Source organism: Sphingopyxis sp., from assembly GCF_034380315.1.
Lineage (GTDB): Bacteria > Pseudomonadota > Alphaproteobacteria > Sphingomonadales > Sphingomonadaceae > Sphingopyxis.
Genome location: NZ_JAXMPB010000003.1, coordinates 227,815 through 244,833 on the forward strand (window position 1 = coordinate 227,815; position 17,019 = coordinate 244,833).

A 17,019-nucleotide genomic window follows, 5' to 3' on the forward strand; every position below is an offset into this window, starting at 1 on the left:
GATTCCCGCTGGCGCGGCGCCCTCCATTGCGAACAGCCTCTCGCTCCCACACTTTGCGAAAGGATGTTCCGTGCTGCCCCTGTTTCTTGCCCTTCTATCCGAAATTCCGCCGCAAACCGCGAATGATATCGCACGCTCCGACGCCCCCCATGCCTTTCATTCCCTCCATCTCGAAATGCCGTACACTCCTTCGATCGCGCGCATCGATGGTGACGACCGGCTCGTTTACGAGCTTCATGTCACCAATTTTTCCGCTCGCCCCTTGAAGCTAAGCCGCATCGAGATACGTACGGAGGCAGATGGCACGTCGATAGCCGAACTCGATCCAGCCGCCGCAATGCGGCGCCTCGGCCCGACGGAGGGCGCACCCGGCCTCCTCGCTCCGGGCCAACGAGGCATATTTTACCTGTCCTTTCGCTGGCCCCGCCCTGCCCCCGCCTCGCTCGTCCACCGGATCGCTTTGGTCTCGTTGGCGGCGCACGATACGGGCCGTCGGGTCATGATCGAGGGCGGGCAATTCACCCCGTATCGTGCATTCACGGCGGCGCTGGGCGCACCGCTGCGTGGCGGCCCCTGGACGGCGGTGTGGTTGCCCGACATCGACAACGGCCACCGCCGGTTCCTTTATGCGGTGCGGGGCAGCGTACGCGTGCCGGGCCGTCATGCGATTGACTGGATGCCCGCGCATGGCTTCGTTCCAGCGACGGCGGGCACCGCCACCTCACCCGACGGGTCGGGCGCCGATGTGCTGGCCGTAGCCGATGCCGAAATCGTCGCGGTAAAGGACGGCAGGGTCGATCCCGCACGTCCTGATGTCGAAGATGAAACCGGCGCGATGATCGTCCTGAAATTGCCCGATGGCCGCCATGCATTTTACCAGCATCTGGCGCCGGACGTCGCAGCAACTCCCGGCACCCGCGTCCGAAAGGGACAGGTGATTGGCCGGGTGGGCGCAACAGGCCATGTGACCCGGCCGCATCTGCACTTTCATGTCGCCGATGGCATCGCCCCGCTCGACAGCGAAGGCTTGCCCTATCGCTTCGCGGCTGGTCATATTGTCGGCCGCTATGCTGCACCGACCGATTTCGACAATGGATCGGCGTGGGAAATCTCCCCCTCACGCGCCATCGACGGCATGCCCGCTGCCTTTTCGGTCATCCGCTTTGACGAATAGCCCGTTCCTCGGGCGTTTGACTTGCCGCCACGATGGGTTAGCCTTCATCCCATCTTTGACAGGAGGGGGAAATCCGATGTGGAAGTGGATCCGTGTTCCCAAGGCCGTCGCATTGCTGGCATTTTTGCTGCCGTGGATGACCGTCAGTTGCTCCAACCAGAAAATAGCCGAAGCGAGCGGAATCGGCCTTGCCTTTGGCCGGGTAACGGCAATGGGACGCGCTTCCGGGGCAGGTGACGGCGCTGCCATGAATATCTGGCTCATTCTTGCCATATTGGTGATCGCTGGCGGACTGTTCCTTCTTTTCACGCGCGGACGCGAAACGGCAAAGCTCGTACTCGGCACGTCGGCCGCCGCCTTGGTCCTTATCCTGATCGGCACCTGGCGTTACAGCAAGGACGCAATCATGGCCCAAGCTGCAAAAAATGGCAGCGGCGGCGACCTGGATCGCGCCGCGATGGCGATGATCCAGATTAATTGGGAATTCGGCTATTGGCTTGCCTTGATCGCGCTCGCAGCAGCGGCTGGCATGGCCTGGCTTGTCATGAGCGGCAAGGAGGCCGAGGCAGAAGCCAAAATGCGCGCACTCGCTGCAGAGGCAGCGGACACCGCCAAGGCCGCCGCGACAAAAGCCAGCGAGGCGGCAAAGGATGCCGCTGCCAAAGCGAACGAAGCGGCAGGTACCACCACAAAGGATGACAGGGCCAATTCCGGCGATGGCGGGACCAAGGCGGAGGACCCCGCTCCCGATGCAAAGCCAGGAGACAAGGCACCCAAAAGCTAAGCCCAGCACCTATCCCAATCAGCCGCTTGCCGCACGGCGGCGAGCGGCTATGGAATGTTCATGCCTACCGCCACTCGCAAGCCGAAAAGCCGCAAACTTCCCTGGTATCTCCGGCCTTTCAAATGGCTGCTCTGGTTCGTGGTGCTCTCGATTCTGTGGGTTCTGATCTACCGGATCGTCCCGCCTCCCGTCACCTTCACCATGCTGGCCGACAGCAATGGCATCACCAAGGACTGGACCAGCCTGTCCGCTATCGACCGGAACATGGTCCGCGCCGTTATTGCCGCCGAAGACGGCAAATTCTGTAGCCACGACGGCTTCGACCGCGACGCGATCGAACAGGCGATCGAGCGCAACGCCAAGGGCAAAAGGATGCGCGGCGGATCAACGATCAGCCAGCAGACCGCAAAGAACGCCTTCTTGTGGCAAGGTAGCGGCTGGACCCGGTACATCCGCAAGGTCCCCGAAGTGTGGTTCACCTTCCTGATCGAAAAATTGTGGAGCAAACGCCGGATCATGGAAGTCTATCTGAACGTCGCGGAGACCGGCATCGGCACCTATGGCGTCGAAGCGGGCGCACAGCGTTATTTCAAACATGGTGCCGGCAAGCTGACCCCAGCGGAAGCCGCCCGAATCGCCGCGATCCTGCCGCTGCCCAAAAAGCGCGAAGCGATCAGCCCGTCGGGCTTCACCCGCCGCTACGGCAACACGATCCACGCCCGGATCGGCGTCGTCCGGCGTGACGGTCTCGACGCCTGCGTCTACAACTAAGTCCCAGCAACCACGGCTGACATTCGACAGGTCAGTCAGGCTTCCAGCTTTTCCTGTCTTCGGCCTGCTTCAACACCTCGAACGCCGCCTGCCCGGCCGCAAAGCGCTTTGCGGCATCGGCATCGCCCGGTTTGACGTCGGGGTGACATTCCTTGGCCAGCGCGCGCCAGGCTTTTTTGGTCGCTTCGAAATCGGCGTCGGGATCGAGACCCAGTACCTCGAGCGCGCGCATCTCGTCTGCGCTGCGCGTTCCGTCGCCGGAACCGCCCCAGGCATAATGTTGGGCCCGGGCGTAGCTGCGCGTTCCGCGCTCTTCGTCGGCGGCCCGCTCCGCCGCTTCCTCGGCGGACAGACCGGCAAAATAGTCCCATCCACGGTTATATTCGGCAGCATGTTCGGTACAAAAATACCAGCGCTCGGGGCTGTTCGGCGATTTTGGCGCCGGACAATTTCCCGGCTCGCTGCATCCATGGCGGTCGCACAACCGTACCTGTTGCGCTTCGCGCCCGACGCCGTAGGGGCGCCAGCGGGGAAAGCCCCAATCGTCGGATCTCTTCGCACGGCTCATCCCGGCCCATGTAACAATTGGAGGCGGCGCTGGCTACCCGCCCACAGCCGAGGGCCACGGAAAATATCGCTTTCCTATGTAGTTTCGCCGTGTCAGTCGTCGGCTTTGCGCTCTTTCAAGGGTTGAACTTCATCGCTGCCGATCGAGCCTCGCGATGCGCCATCAAAGCCCCAAAACGACGTTCACACGGTACGCGCAAAGGTCCTTGTGGCTTTAGTCGCCATTCTTAGGAGCATAGCCAAACGCCTTTTTGGCCAGTTTGACGATTGCCGGGTCCTGCGCGGGGGGCGTCATCGGCACCGCCTTTTCCAATATATCGACCACGTGGGTCAACGCAGCGATCCGGGCCGCCTTCTTGTTGTTCCCGTCGATTACCTTCCACGGCGCCCAGCGCGTGTCGGTCTGCTGGAACATATCGTCCATCGCCGGCAGATAATCTGCACGTCGCGCCCGGTTGCGATAATCATCGGCGCCAGTTTTCCAGCGCTTCCACGGATCGTCGAGCCGGTCGGCGAAGCGCCTGTCCTGTTCCTCCTGCGTCACATGGACGAACAGCTTGACTAGATTGGTATTGCTGCCCGTCAGTTGCGCCTCGAACTCGTTGATTTCATCATAGCCTTTGCGCCACTCGGCCTCGGTCGCGAAACCCTCGACCCGTTCGACCAGCACCCGGCCGTACCAGCTGCGATCAAAGATCGACATTTCGCGCGTTCCTGGCAGGCGCTTCCAGAAACGCCACAGAAAGTGGCGGGCGCGCTCCTCCTCGCTGGGAGCTCCGATCGGCCACACCTCGAAATAACGGGGGTCAAGATGGGCCGTCATCCGTTTGATGATCCCGCCCTTGCCCGCCGCATCCCATCCTTCGAGCATGATCACGCTGCGCTGGCCGTGGGCGATGTGCGCCGACTGCACCCGTTCCAGCCGGTCCTGAAGCGCGGCGAGATCATCCCCATAGGCACCGGCATATTTGGCGCCCGATTCATGGTCGGAAAGCGAAATGGTCATGGCGTCTTCTTAATGCAGACACGCGCCCCGGGCCATGCCCGCAATCGATATTGTCCGCTTCCGGCACAGGTGCCGACGCCCTTTGTCAAAGTGCGCCGTCAACCATCGATTGCTGACGCACGGACCAGTCGGCCTCCGCACGGCGGGTCGCGGCCACACGTTCCAACGCTTCCGTTACCAGGCGCCCCCGCGTTCCCAAGCGCTGCGCCTGACCATACCAGTCGGTGGCGGCGCGCAAATCCCCGTCCATCTCTGCACACAGGCCAAGGTTATAGGCAAGGGCGCCGGTTGGCGCCGCCTCGCGGGCCATGGCTTGCCAGCTCGCGCAAGCTCCCAACGGGTCGCTCTTCGTCTGTCGGATCGCGGCCTTGAAACCTTCCTGCGCCGCCTTGGGCATCCCTTTTCGATTCTCGTCGACACGGACGTCGGTCCGATATTCGTCAGGAACGATGTCGCGGCGGATAGAGCCCACCTGTTGGCGCAGCGCATCGGTCACAAAATCGTCGATCGTCCGCCCGCCATCGCGATCAGGACAAAAAACCTGTTCATCGCGCGACGACAGTGGCCGCGAATAGCGGATGGCTCCATCCGACGCCGCGGCGAGCCGCACCGTCGTCGATACCGTCACCACGCGCCGCTGGCACCGAATGTCGACATCCACCTCTTTCAGACATTTTTTCTTGTCCCTGGGATCATGCTCGACGCAGCGCTTGCGATTCTCGGTCACGCGGTTCTCGCTAATGCTCGTTCGCACCGTGCCCGACACGATTGCATCGAAAGGAGCGCCGGTTTCGATTGCGATCATCCGGAAATAGGGGCGCCCTGCAAAGCGCGCGGACCCCAGTGCCGCTTCGACGGCCTGCGTCAGTTCGGCGCCGTCCTCGCCTTCGAAACGGTCCACGGCAATACGAAACAAGTCGTTGACGTTCGCCCGGGCAGCGGGAACGCTGCCCGCGACAGGCAGGGTTTCGGCAAACGCCGGGGGCGCGGCCATAGCCAGAACGGCCGCCAACCCTGTACGAACATATGACATAGCCGGTCCCTCAACTGCTTGCATTCAAGCACCTATTTCGGGCTATCGCAACCCGGAACGCCTTGTCAAAGCGCACGATGTAGCAATGTCAAATCCCGGCGAGAAGGTCCGCAAGGCGAGCGGGTGCTTCCATGGGAATGAAATGGCTGAGTTCGGCCCATTGCTCGTCGCGGACGGCACCGACGGTTGCGCCGAGCTCTGGCCAGGTCGGACTTACCGAAAAGTCCAGATTGCCTTCCCGTTCGCCGGTCCGGGCGCGGATCACGCTGACCGGCACAGTCACGGCGCCCAGCCAGCCATATGGGTCGGTCCGCAGCGCATTCTGATACACCGACGCCTCCAGATGCGGCGGACAGGCAAGCTCCCACCCCTCCCCGTCCGGCGCGGGCAAAAGGCCGTATCGGCAATAATCGGCGAGCACCGCAGGCTGCCAGTGGCTGTAGGGCGGCCGCGCGGAAAAATGAGCCGCCATCGCCTCCCAACTGTCCCATCGCGAACGACGGCGGGCGACGGGATGTTCGGCTGGATCGACGATTTCAGGCGCATTCCCGCCTTCGTAAAAGGTCGGCGGCATGATCACCGGATCCACCAGAACGATATGGCGAAAGGCCGCCGGGCGGAGCGCTGCCAGCCGGGTCAGCACATAACCACCCATGCTGTGCCCGCCGCCGGTCAACGGATTGCCAGCAAAACGGTCGATCAGCGGCAGAAGGAAATCCGCAGTCGCGGTCCAATCGGCGAGCGTCGAAGGCTTGGCGCTGCGGCCGTGCCCCCGATGGTCGGGCGCGATGACATGAACGCCCGGCGGCAGCGCCGCGACAAGCTGGTCCCACAGCCGCGCGTGAAAGCCCGTCGCGTGAAGCAACAGGAAGGACGGCCGGTCCGATGGGGCGCCCCATTCGAACCAGCACAATTCGCCGTCAGGCGTATCCAGCCGATGTTCGCGCGGCGCGGCGTCCACGCCTCAGCCCTTGGGGCCGTCGACGAGCCGGATGCTGAGTTCCTTCAATTGCTTTTCGCTGACCGGCGCCGGGGCGCCCATCATCAGATCCTCGGCCTTCTGGTTCATCGGGAACACCACCACCTCGCGGATATTGGGTTCGTCGGCGAGCAGCATCACGATGCGATCGACCCCCGGCGCCGAACCGCCGTGCGGCGGCGCGCCAAATTTGAAGGCGTTGATCATACCGCTGAAATTCGCATCGACATCGGCCTGGCTGTATCCGGCGATTTCGAAAGCCTTGTACATGATGTCGGGGCGATGGTTGCGGATCGCCCCCGACGACAGTTCGACGCCGTTGCAGACGATGTCATATTGCCAGGCCAGGATGTCGAGCGGATCCTTGGTTTCCAGCGCCTCCAGCTCGCCCTGCGGCATGCTGAACGGGTTGTGGCTGAAATCAATCTTGCCAGTTTCCTCGTCGGCCTCGAACATCGGGAAATCGACGATCCAGCACAGTTCGAACTTGTTCGCGTCGATCAGGTCAAGCTGTTCGGCGACGCGGGTGCGGGCAAACCCGGCCAGCTTGGCCGCCACCGCTTCCTTGCCCGCGGCAAAGAACAGGCCGTCGTCAGAACCAAGGCCGAGCTGCTCGGCAATCTGGTCCATTTTTTCGGGGCCGTGGTTCTTGGCGATCGGACCGCCCCATTCGCCGCCCTTGCGCGTCGCATAGCCAAGCCCGGCAAAGCCCTCGCCCTGCGCCCAGCTGTTCATATCGTCAAAGAATTTGCGGCTCTTGTCCGCGGTGCCCGGCGCCGGAATGGCGCGGACGACGTCGCCCGCCGCAACGATGTCCGCGAAGCGTCCGAAGCCGGACCCCTCGAAATGCGCCGAAACGTCGGTGATGATCAGCGGATTGCGAAGGTCGGGCTTGTCATTGCCATATTTCAGCATCGATTCGCGGTACGGAATGCGCGCGAAAGAGCCGGCCGGCGTTACAGACTTGCCATTGGCGAACTCCTCGAACACCCCTGCCAGCACCGGCTCAATCGCGTTGAAGACATCTTCCTGCGTGACAAAGCTCATTTCGAAGTCGAGCTGGTAAAATTCGCCCGGGCTGCGGTCGGCGCGCGCGTCTTCGTCGCGGAAACAAGGGGCGATCTGGAAATAGCGGTCAAAACCCGCAACCATCAGCAGCTGCTTGAACATCTGCGGCGCCTGCGGCAGCGCGTAAAATTTTCCGGGATGAACGCGGCTCGGCACTAGGTAGTCGCGCGCGCCCTCCGGCGACGAGGCGGTCAGGATCGGCGTCTGATATTCGGTGAAGCCCTGATCGACCATGCGGCGGCGCAGGCTGGCAATCACGTTCGAACGCAGCATGATATTGGCATGCAAGCGTTCGCGACGCAGGTCGAGGAAGCGATATTTCAGACGGATATCCTCGGGATATTCCTGGTCACCCGCGACCGGCATGGGCAGTTCGATCGCCGCCGACTGCACCGCAACGTCGCGCGCGCGCACCTCGATCGCACCGGTCGGCAGGTTGGCGTTGACCGTTTCCGCCGAACGCGCAACGACGTCGCCAGTGACCGTCACAACGCTTTCGACCCGCAGGCCATCAAGCGTCGCAAAGGCCGCATCGTTCGAATCCGCGACGATCTGGGTCAGGCCATAATGGTCGCGCAAATCGACGAACAACAAACCGCCATGGTCGCGCTTGCGATGGACCCACCCCGACAGGCGAACCGTCTGACCGACGGCTTCGGCGCGGAGCTGGCCGCAATTATGGGTGCGATAGGCGTGCATTGTTCGGTCTTTCAATGGCTGAGACAGCGCGCAGGAAAAACGCGCAAATATGGCCGCGCCTAAGGCAGGTCGCGGCGCCATTTGTCAAGGGTGGACGGCAGAGTCAGCCGGTAAGCCCCAATCCATCAAGGACCGGACTTCCAAACATGGCCCGGTGTTCGGGGAGCGGAATCAACCGATCGCGCGCCGCGCGCCACCGGCGAAAATCCTCGCCATAGTCCGACGCGACGCGACCGCCATCCAACTGACAACTCTTGGCCCAATGGCGCGTAAAGGGTATCCCTTCGGCATCGAGACGCTCGACGACCCTAGCATAGGCGTCGGCTGTGCGAGCACTGCGCGGGCCGTCAAAATCAATCACCGCATTATGCCGGAAACGGGCGGGCGCCAACAATCCCTGCGCTCTTTCCATGAACCGCAGCGTCACGACCGTCGAGCCGCCATGGCGGGCATAAACCGCACAAATCAGCTCGAATGCGTGGGACAGGTCCGCGCGATCGATCGTCACCGAAGCGTTGAACAAATTGCCCAGCGGGCGATGGGTATCCAGCCCCTCTCCCCAACTGCCAAAGACCGCAGGGTCATCGACATCGGGCCCGGACGCATAACCAAGCTTCATCGCATATTGAAGCAGGGCTCCGCGCGCCCAAGGGTAGCTATCCAGCAAACGCCCCAACAGGGCCAGCGCGTCATACCCAGCCCCAAGCTCGCCCGGCGTGGCGCGCGGATAATCGTCGCGCCACGGCTCTGCGTATAAGAAGCGCAACATCGCCGGACGCTTGAACGGCTTGTAGGGGTTGACGATCATCTGAACGAAATCGGGCTCGCGATCGAGCGCATAGGCCGCTGAAAAACGACGATAGTCGCCCGCCGCCAGCCAATCGAGTGCGCCGGGTTCGACGGTCCGCAGATTCTGGATCGGTCGCACAAGGAATTTCGGCACACTATCGACCACCAACGCTGTCACGACGCCCATTGCACCAACGGGCAACTGCGCCGCCGCGAAAAGCTGGTCGTCGCGATGCAGGATCGATCCGGTTTCCGTAACGAAGGCTTCACTCATGACACCAGCCTTGGGCTCGATCCAGTGAATGCCCGAGGGCGTAACGATCTGTATCGCACGCACATGGTCCTGAATGCCGCCGCGGCGCACCATCGAACCATGGGTTCCCGTGGCGCAAGCCCCCGCGAAGGTCTGCCCATTACCGGCACCGGCGGTCCACAACGAACGCCCCTGTTCTTCCAGCTTGTCCGATACCTCATCGACCAGCGCGCCAGCCTCGACCAGCATCAACGCTTGGGCATCGACGCCCGGAAGGACATCTTCGTCCGCGATACGAAAGCAGCGATTGAAACGCCGCGTATGAAGAAGCCAGCTATCCGACACGATATTGACGTTCGACGGCGACCATCCCGCCCCGAGCGGTCGCACTCGGCGGTTCGCCGCCAGTGCGCGGCCCAGCCAGTCCTGAACCGCCCGCGCCGCGATCGAGAGCTCCTCTCTGCCACGTACCGCATCGCCGCTGCGCAAGGCGTGACGAACCGCCGCGTGGCAGGTGCCGGTACCGTGATAGTTCGTCCAGCGCCCCTCTTCGCCCAGCGTCAGAATAGGCATCAGGCGTCTCCCAGCGGCTGAACACCGGCATGGGCACGCCATGCGACGGTAACGGGTCGCCTGAAACCAAAGGTCGCGATGGCCGTCAGCATCTGGCGACGGGTTGCGAATATGCGCACGTCACACACACCATAATCGGCCTCGGGTGTCACGAAAGGTTGCTTCGCGTGGGATGCGAAACCCCACCCTTTCAATGTAACAACCATGCGATCCTCGTCGAGCGGGCGCGGATTGGCGATCGACACGAAGATATCCGCCTGCCCGGACAGATACTGCCCGACCAGCAATGCAAAGCCCAGCGCGGCAAGCGCCCAACCGATCCACATCATCTTCAAACCCCTTCGTCAATTCCCTGGCCGGTGTTCCGGCTGTGTGCGACCCGAAGAGGGAGGACAATTTTTCCTGCCCGTCCTGTTCAACTAGCTGTATAGGCGCGCTATGCAAGTTTATCCGCTCATCGAAACCAGCGCCGCGCTCGCGGAATTCTGCGACCGTATCAGGAATAGCGATTTCATCGCTGTCGATACCGAGTTCATGCGCGAAAATACTTTCTGGCCAGAGCTTTGCCTGATCCAGGTGGCGGACAGTGACCATGCCGCCGCGATCGATCCCATGGCGCCGGGCATCGACTTGGCCCCGCTGCTCGACCTGCTGGTCGACAATGAGGATGTCCTGAAAGTCTTTCACGCAGGGGGCCAGGATGTCGAAATCATCTTCAACCTGACCGGCAAGACGCCGCATCCGATCTTTGACACGCAGGTTGGCCAGATGGCGCTCGGTCAGGCCGAGCAGGTCGGCTATTCGAACCTCGTCGAGGCATGGCTGGGAATCCAGCTCGACAAGGGCGCGCGCTTTACCGACTGGAGCCGCCGTCCGCTCGACAAGCGTCAGATCGATTATGCGATCGGCGACGTCACCCACCTCGCCAAGATTTTTCCGATGATGCTGAAAAAGCTGGTCAAGACTGGCCGGGGGCATTGGCTCGACGAAGAGATGGAAAGGCTCGCCGACCCCGCTGGCTATAATGTCGACCCGGAAAAGGCGTGGCAGCGGATCAAGATGCCATCGCGAAAGCCCGATGTGCTGGGCCGTCTCCGCGCCCTCGCAGCCTGGCGCGAACGCGAGGCGCGGACAAAAAACCTGCCGCGCGGCCGTATCGTCAAAGACGAAACGCTTGCGGATCTCGCCGCCCACCAGCCGAAGGACCAGGACGCGCTGGGCCGCGTACGAGGCCTGTCGGCGACATGGAAAAGCAACGACATCGGCGGCCGACTGATCGACGCGCTGGCCGCCGCGAAACCGCTGGCCAAGGAAGATATGCCTGACCGGGCGCCGCGCGGCCCCGGCCTCGGCAAGGAAGGAGCGCTGGTGGCCGACCTGCTAAAGCTTCTGCTGAAAATCCGTTCGCGCGAGTTGAATGTCGCGGCGCGGCTGATCGCGCGTAGCGACGATCTGGAGGCGCTGGCGGCCGGGCGGCGCGATGACATTCCGATGATGCGCGGGTGGCGCTACGACGTGTTCGGCCATGCCGCACTCGACCTTGTCGAAGGCCGCGTCGGCTTCGCCGTCAAGGGCGGCAAACTGGTAATGAGCCAGATCGAAGCAACCGCCGCCGCCGCGGAACCCGACGCCGCGACGGCATAAGGGCCAGACACCTGCCCTTCACAGAAAGCTTAAAGCAGGATCAGTTCCGGCTTTGCATCTAGCGCTTGCGCCAGCGAGCGCAGGCGGCGTTCCACGGACTCCCCGGCGAGATGGTGCCAATCACGCTGCAGGCCAAGCAGCAACTTGCCGTCTGCCAACGCCAGCGAACTCGCCCGCAGAGGCGCTTCGATACCTCCGGTCAATCGTTGCGCCAGCCGGATGGCGAGTCCCCACTGACGGGCGGATACCAGTCGTTCCGGCGCAACCAGCGTTCCCATCGCCGGAAAATCGGCGTCCGCACCGCCAAACCCGGCGTGCAGCGCGCGTGCCAACAGGATACGGCCCGGAATATCGATCCCGCGCCAGTTGCCATGCAGACCAATTTCGGTGCCTCGCTCGGCCCGGAAATCGGGGTTTGCCGACCATGCAACATCGCTGAGCAAGCTGGCCGCAAGTCGAATCCGACTATCCGCGGGCGATTCCTGCCTGAAGAGCGGCGCAATCCAGTCCGCGATCGCACGGCCGTGCGGCGCAAAACGAGCCAGGCGCAATCCCTCGAACTCGGCGGCTACGATCAACGGGTCCTGCGCCTGAACGTCGGGCGCCAGTGACTGATAGAGCAGCCCTTCGCGCAGCCCCGACGACGATACCGTCATTTCAGGAACATCAATGATGTTGACCAGTGCGGCCAACAACGCCGCGGCGTCCGGCAGGGACGCAGCACGGTTGGAGGCCATGCCCGGAATGGCGCGAATATCCTCATAGCTCATCCGCCTGGTCGCTCGGACAAGCCTGCGAACGGCGGCTCTTGGCAAGCTGTGCTGATCCAGCACGGCGAAGGAGGAGCGCGTGATTTCCAGGTCCAGCCGCGCCAACGCACGCCACGAACCGCCAACCAGATACAGCGGCAACCCGGCGAGACCACCCGGCCAGTCTGCGGCCTTCAACATCTTTCGAACCGACCGTTCGAACATCTGCTGGCCATTGACGCGCAGCGCAGGCAACCGCAGCACGCCCAGCGGAAACGACACGCAACGCCCGACCCGGCCATTCTTGACCTCAGCCAGTTCAAGGCTGCCACCGCCAAGATCGACGGCAATCCCATGGGCGTCCGGAATTGCGGACAGCACGCCGCATCCTGCCGCCTTTGCTTCTTCCTCTCCCGACAACAGCCGAATCCGGAGCCCGGCTTTGGCGGCTCCGGCTATGAAATCGGGTCCATTGTCGGCGTCACGCACGGCCGCTGTTGCGACGCATTGCAGGTCCTTCACCTCCATATGCTGCGCCAGCAACGCATAGCGGCGCAGCGCCGTCAGCCCCCGTTCCGCATCTTCCTCGGCAATACGGCCATCGACGGCGAGCCCGCGCCCTAGGCCGGCCGGCACCTTCTCGTTGAAAATTACGGCAGGCGCACGAGCGGGCCCTTCATAGACGACAAGGCGAACCGAATTGGACCCAATGTCGATCACAGCGGTCCGCCGGACCGCTGCCCTGGAGGATTGTTTCGATCCCAAAACTGTCTTCTCAATCTTCGCTTATATTGAACGCAAGCGTCGGAACATCCTGTCGCTTGTGAAGCGCGGTGCCGCGGCCCGACAAGGACGGATTCGTCATGAAATAGCGGTGCAGATTGAACGGCTTTTCGCCCGGGGTCACACGCACATAAGTTCCGTCGGGCTGCAACACCCAGCTTTGCTCATTGTCGATCAGGTTCGCGACCAGCACCTGATCCAGAATCTGGTCATGTACGGTCGGGTTCTCGATCGGGATCATATATTCGACACGGCGGTCAAAGTTGCGCGGCATCCAGTCCGCACTGGAAATATACAGCTTTGCGGCGCTGTGCGGCAAGGCGGCGCCGTTGGCAAAGGCCCAAATGCGGCTATGTTCCAGGAAGCGCCCGACGACCGATTTGACATGGATGGTATCCGACAGTCCCGGAACTCCCGGTCGCAAGCAGCAAATTCCACGCACGACCAACTCGACCGGGACACCGGCGCGGCTCGCTTCATACAGCTTGTCGATAATATCGGGATCGACAAGACTGTTCATCTTGGCCCAGACCCCGGACGGTCGCCCGGCCCGCGCGGCGGCTATCTCCGCATCGACCAACTCGCACAAATGCGCCCGCATGTTGAGCGGCGACATGGTGATCATCTCCAGCCGTTCAGGCTCGACATAGCCGGTGATGTAGTTGAACAATTGCGCGGCATCGCGACCGGCCCGCGGATCCGCCGTAAAAAAGCTCAGATCGGTATAGATGCGGGCGGTAATCGGATGGTAATTGCCGGTGCCGAAGTGGCAATAGGTGCGATAACCCTGCCCTTCGCGCCGCACCACCATCGAAATTTTGGCGTGCGTCTTCCATTCGATAAAACCATAAACGACCTGGACCCCCGCGCGTTCGAGCTGGTTGGCCCAGAGCAGATTCTGTTCCTCGTCAAAGCGCGCTTTGAGCTCGACGACCGCGGTTACCGACTTGCCGGCCTCGGCCGCTTCGATCAGCGCGCGGATCACCGGCGACTGGTTTCCGGCCCGGTATAGCGTCTGTTTGATGGCCACCACGTCCGGATCCGCGGCCGCCTGGCGAAGGAAGGACAGGACGACGTCAAAACTTTCATAGGGATGGTGGACCAGAATGTCCTTGCTGCGGATCGCCGCGAAGCAATCGCCACCATGTTCGCGGATACGCTCCGGAAAGCGCGCCGAAAAAGCCGGGAATTTCAGGTCGGGTCGATCGACGTCGACGAGCGCCGACAATGCAGCAAGGCCGACAAAACCGTCGATCTTTGCCACAATCGCTTCATGCCCCTGAATATCGGCATTCAGCACCGCCGCCAGTTCCCGCGGCATATCAGCGCCCAGTTCGAGGAGAATGACCCGGCCGCGCCGCCGCCGACGGATCGCCGTGCGAAACAGGCGGACCAGATCCTCCGCTTCCTCTTCGAGTTCGATATCGCTGTCGCGGATGATCCGGAATACGCCGCGCGAGCGGATGCGATAGCCCGGGAACAGCGTGTCGCCGAACAACTCGATCAGATATTCGATCGGGACGAAGCCCGCCGCCTCTCCCGGCACTGCGACGAAGCGCGCGAGCGAGGCCGGTATCATCACCAGTTCGCGAATATTTTCACCGCTCGCAATGCGCTCGAGGTCGAAAATGACACCCAAACCACGATTGGGGATGAAAGGAAAAGGATGCGCCGGATCCAGAACCTGCGGCGTCAATATCGGGAAAATCTGATCGATAAAATATTGCCGAAGCCTGTCACGCAACCGCGCCGCGTCCGATCCGGCGCCATAGACGGTGATGCCCTGCTCACCAAGCTGCCGGTGAAGCCGTTGCCATTCGCTCTGTTGCTGATCGACAAGGCGATTCACCTCGGCTTCGATCTCGGCAAGCTGCTGCCCCGGCGACCGTCCGTCGGCAGACGGATCGTCAATCCCCTGCAGTTGCTGCCCTTTGAGCCCCGCCACGCGGACCATGAAAAATTCGTCGAGATTGCTGCCCGAGATCGAAAGGAAACGAAGCCGCTCCAGCAACGGATGGGCCGGATTTCGTGCCTCTTCCATCACCCGCCGATTGAACGCGAGCCAGGATAATTCCCTGTTGAAAAATCGTTCGGGCCCGAATGCGGACAGGGCTGCGTCAGCATCATTGTCTGCGTGAAGAGAATTGCTGCCTATCGACATGTCGTGTCGTCCTGCCTTTCGATCAGATCGGGATCGATCAGCCCCTGTGACATTAATGTTTCACGTGTGAGACGCACACCCAGACGGCGCCCTTGTTCGAGCGAGGCGGCATCGAGCGCCGCCACCACGCGATGGATCATCGCATAGCTGCGCTCCATGCGGGGGACGATATAGGAGGCGACCTCTGGCGCGAGCACCATGCCGCGCTGCGCAAACAATGCGTCGATCAGATCGCGGGCCAGGCAATCGTCGGGTTCGCCAATCGTCAGCACCGGCACGGCCGCCAGGCGCGAAGCGAGATCGGGCAAAGCGACATTCCATGCAGTGGGCGGCGCATCGGCAATGATGAGCAACGGCACTCCGCTCGCTTGCGCGGCGTTCCAGGCGTGGAAGATCGCCTCTTCCGAAACGCTACGATGATCATCAATGATCTGGCCGCCGGTTTCCTCGGCGAACAGGCGGCCCATCAGGCTGCGCCCCGACCCGCGCGGGCCAACGAGCACAGCCGTACGCACCGGCCAGGTCGCAGCGTGGCGAAGATAGCGCACAGCGTCAGCGTTGCTGGTGCCTACGATAAGCGGGACATCGTATCCGCCTCCGCCATTCCATTCGAACGGCAAGGCGATCTGCCCGGACATGGGGCGGGCCATTAGCGGCTGATCCTGAGCTGGCCGCCGCCTTCCTGTACCTTGAAGCCCCGGGCTGCAAGCGCAGCCTTCAGCGCCGCAAGGTCGCCGCGAAACGTAACGCGCATCACCGATGTGCCGCCAAGCGCCACGCTGCTCGTTGCGGCGGACTGGACACCAGCGACACCCGCAACGGCTCGCTCGGTCGCAGACACCGACTCCACATCGGGCGAATTATACTGCACCGCGAAGGTCTGAGCCCCCACGGCCGGCGCGGTCGGAACGCTGTTGTCGGTTTCGCTAGGGACCGCCTCTTCATCACCAGCGACCTCGTCCGGAACATCCACCCGTTCGACGGGCTTCTCCAGGACAAGATAGGTGTCGGTGCGCAGCACGCCCTCAGACAAGGCCTTGATATAAATGGCGTCCATACGCGCCACGGCCTTTTCCATCATGTCGGGTATGGCAGCGGCGCTAGGACCGGTCATTACAAAGCTGTCGATCAGCTTGTTGTCGGGGCCGAAGCGCGCCGTAAAATATCCCTTCACCGGGCCGCCGGGATAGCCATATTCGATGCGCGCCATCGGCATCAGCACGTCGGCTGCGCCATACTGGTCGAGAATCACCCGCCACCACACACGCCCCCGGCGCCCGGTTTGGCCAGGATTGAGGAGCAGCGTATCGGCGCCGGTCCCGGAGGTGCGGACGTAGTCGATCGCGCTCTGCCCGGTATTATATTCAGCCCAGGCGCGCTGCCAGGCGCTGCGCTGTTCGAACACCTGTTGAATGCCATCGATCGAATAGACCGGAATGACGAGCAAGGGCGGCGAACGAAGCGTACGACCGCTGACCCCCAGAATCTGCCCGGCGCGGACCCGATCGAACTGTACACCCAGGGTAGCAACATAGCGGCGCGGTCCGATCTGTTCCTTTTCGACAACGATCGCCGTCACGATGCCGTCGAGCACCGAATCGGAAAGAGCCGGCCCGTCTCGGCCATTGGTGCGGCGGAACAGCTGCTGCCAACCTTGCCGCTGCGCCTCGCGCCAGCCCTTTTCGCGCGCCTCGTCGGGATTTTTCCCGGTCACATCGACCGCGATTCCTGTGGCCAGGAAATCGCCGCTGCTGTTGATCGGGGTGATGCCCCGATTGCCCCGGTTGACCTGCCCATCGACGACGCCGGCGACCAAAATCGCTAGAAACAGGCCAAAAAGTGCGGCCCAGCGCCAGTCGCGCGAACCGGTGGAACGAAAACGCAGGCGCGGGAGCAAGGACCCGGCAGCTCGAGGGGAAGCAGCGAAAATCATCTCTTCTCTATGCTCTGCCCAAAAGCGCGGCTCCGGACAAGGAAATCGTGGCA

At 62.5% G+C, this 17,019-nt stretch carries 15 protein-coding genes; 4 read left to right on the top strand and 11 right to left on the bottom strand.

The window, feature by feature from the left end:
• The first annotated feature begins 70 nt into the window (after nt 1–70).
• The 3 genes from U0S50_RS07080 (at nt 71) to mtgA (ending at nt 2,729) form a co-directional block, all read left to right on the top strand.
• A complete protein-coding gene (locus tag U0S50_RS07080; RefSeq protein ID WP_322308063.1) occupies nt 71–1,174 on the top strand; it encodes a M23 family metallopeptidase in 1,104 nt (367 codons plus the stop codon).
• A gap of 76 nt (nt 1,175–1,250) precedes the next feature.
• On the top strand, nt 1,251–1,958 hold the full coding sequence (locus U0S50_RS07085) for a hypothetical protein (protein WP_322308064.1): 708 nt from the start codon (nt 1,251–1,253) through the stop codon (nt 1,956–1,958).
• 60 nt (nt 1,959–2,018) lie between these two features.
• Entirely contained in the window at nt 2,019–2,729 is a 711-nt protein-coding gene (gene mtgA / locus U0S50_RS07090; protein WP_322308065.1) for a monofunctional biosynthetic peptidoglycan transglycosylase, read from the top strand.
• A 31-nt stretch (nt 2,730–2,760) separates the two neighbouring features.
• On the opposite strand, the gene U0S50_RS07095 is transcribed toward mtgA, so the two are convergent.
• From U0S50_RS07095 to U0S50_RS07125, 7 genes are all read right to left on the bottom strand, one after another.
• Nucleotides 2,761–3,297: a J domain-containing protein gene (locus tag U0S50_RS07095; protein ID WP_322308066.1), complete on the bottom strand. Its 537-nt coding sequence runs from the start codon at nt 3,295–3,297 to the stop codon at nt 2,761–2,763.
• A 213-nt stretch (nt 3,298–3,510) separates the two neighbouring features.
• A complete protein-coding gene (locus tag U0S50_RS07100; protein WP_322308067.1) occupies nt 3,511–4,302 on the bottom strand; it encodes a polyphosphate kinase in 792 nt (263 codons plus the stop codon).
• An 85-nt stretch (nt 4,303–4,387) separates the two neighbouring features.
• On the bottom strand, nt 4,388–5,335 hold the full coding sequence (locus U0S50_RS07105; protein ID WP_322308068.1) for a hypothetical protein: 948 nt from the start codon (nt 5,333–5,335) through the stop codon (nt 4,388–4,390).
• Between the two features lie 88 nt (nt 5,336–5,423).
• The gene (locus U0S50_RS07110; protein ID WP_322308069.1) at nt 5,424–6,296 is read right to left on the bottom strand and encodes an alpha/beta hydrolase; all 873 of its coding nucleotides are present in this window, start codon (nt 6,294–6,296) and stop codon (nt 5,424–5,426) included.
• Nucleotides 6,297–6,299: 3 nt separating this feature from the next.
• A complete protein-coding gene (gene aspS / locus U0S50_RS07115; protein ID WP_322308070.1) occupies nt 6,300–8,081 on the bottom strand; it encodes an aspartate--tRNA ligase in 1,782 nt (593 codons plus the stop codon).
• A 103-nt stretch (nt 8,082–8,184) separates the two neighbouring features.
• On the bottom strand, nt 8,185–9,696 hold the full coding sequence (locus U0S50_RS07120) for an FAD-binding protein (RefSeq protein ID WP_322308071.1): 1,512 nt from the start codon (nt 9,694–9,696) through the stop codon (nt 8,185–8,187).
• A complete protein-coding gene (locus tag U0S50_RS07125) occupies nt 9,696–10,025 on the bottom strand; it encodes a hypothetical protein (RefSeq protein ID WP_322308072.1) in 330 nt (109 codons plus the stop codon). The genes U0S50_RS07120 and U0S50_RS07125 overlap by 1 nt, the downstream gene beginning before the upstream one ends.
• A gap of 109 nt (nt 10,026–10,134) precedes the next feature.
• On the opposite strand from U0S50_RS07125, the gene rnd reads away from it, so the two are divergent.
• Nucleotides 10,135–11,340: a ribonuclease D gene (gene rnd, locus U0S50_RS07130; protein WP_322308073.1), complete on the top strand. Its 1,206-nt coding sequence runs from the start codon at nt 10,135–10,137 to the stop codon at nt 11,338–11,340.
• Nucleotides 11,341–11,369: 29 nt separating this feature from the next.
• Here rnd and U0S50_RS07135 read toward each other — a convergent pair whose 3' ends face one another.
• The 4 genes from U0S50_RS07135 to U0S50_RS07150 are packed head-to-tail and all read right to left on the bottom strand — an operon-like array spanning nt 11,370 to nt 16,966.
• Nucleotides 11,370–12,809, bottom strand: coding sequence for a Ppx/GppA family phosphatase (locus tag U0S50_RS07135; RefSeq protein WP_322308074.1), 1,440 nt, complete (start codon nt 12,807–12,809; stop codon nt 11,370–11,372).
• Between the two features lie 55 nt (nt 12,810–12,864).
• On the bottom strand, nt 12,865–15,033 hold the full coding sequence (locus U0S50_RS07140; protein WP_322308075.1) for an RNA degradosome polyphosphate kinase: 2,169 nt from the start codon (nt 15,031–15,033) through the stop codon (nt 12,865–12,867).
• The gene (locus U0S50_RS07145; protein WP_322308076.1) at nt 15,024–15,683 is read right to left on the bottom strand and encodes an HdaA/DnaA family protein; all 660 of its coding nucleotides are present in this window, start codon (nt 15,681–15,683) and stop codon (nt 15,024–15,026) included. The genes U0S50_RS07140 and U0S50_RS07145 overlap by 10 nt, the downstream gene beginning before the upstream one ends.
• On the bottom strand, nt 15,683–16,966 hold the full coding sequence (locus tag U0S50_RS07150; protein WP_322308077.1) for a heavy-metal-associated domain-containing protein: 1,284 nt from the start codon (nt 16,964–16,966) through the stop codon (nt 15,683–15,685). Before U0S50_RS07150 ends, U0S50_RS07145 begins: the two co-directional genes overlap by 1 nt.
• Between the last annotated feature and the right edge of the window lie 53 nt (nt 16,967–17,019).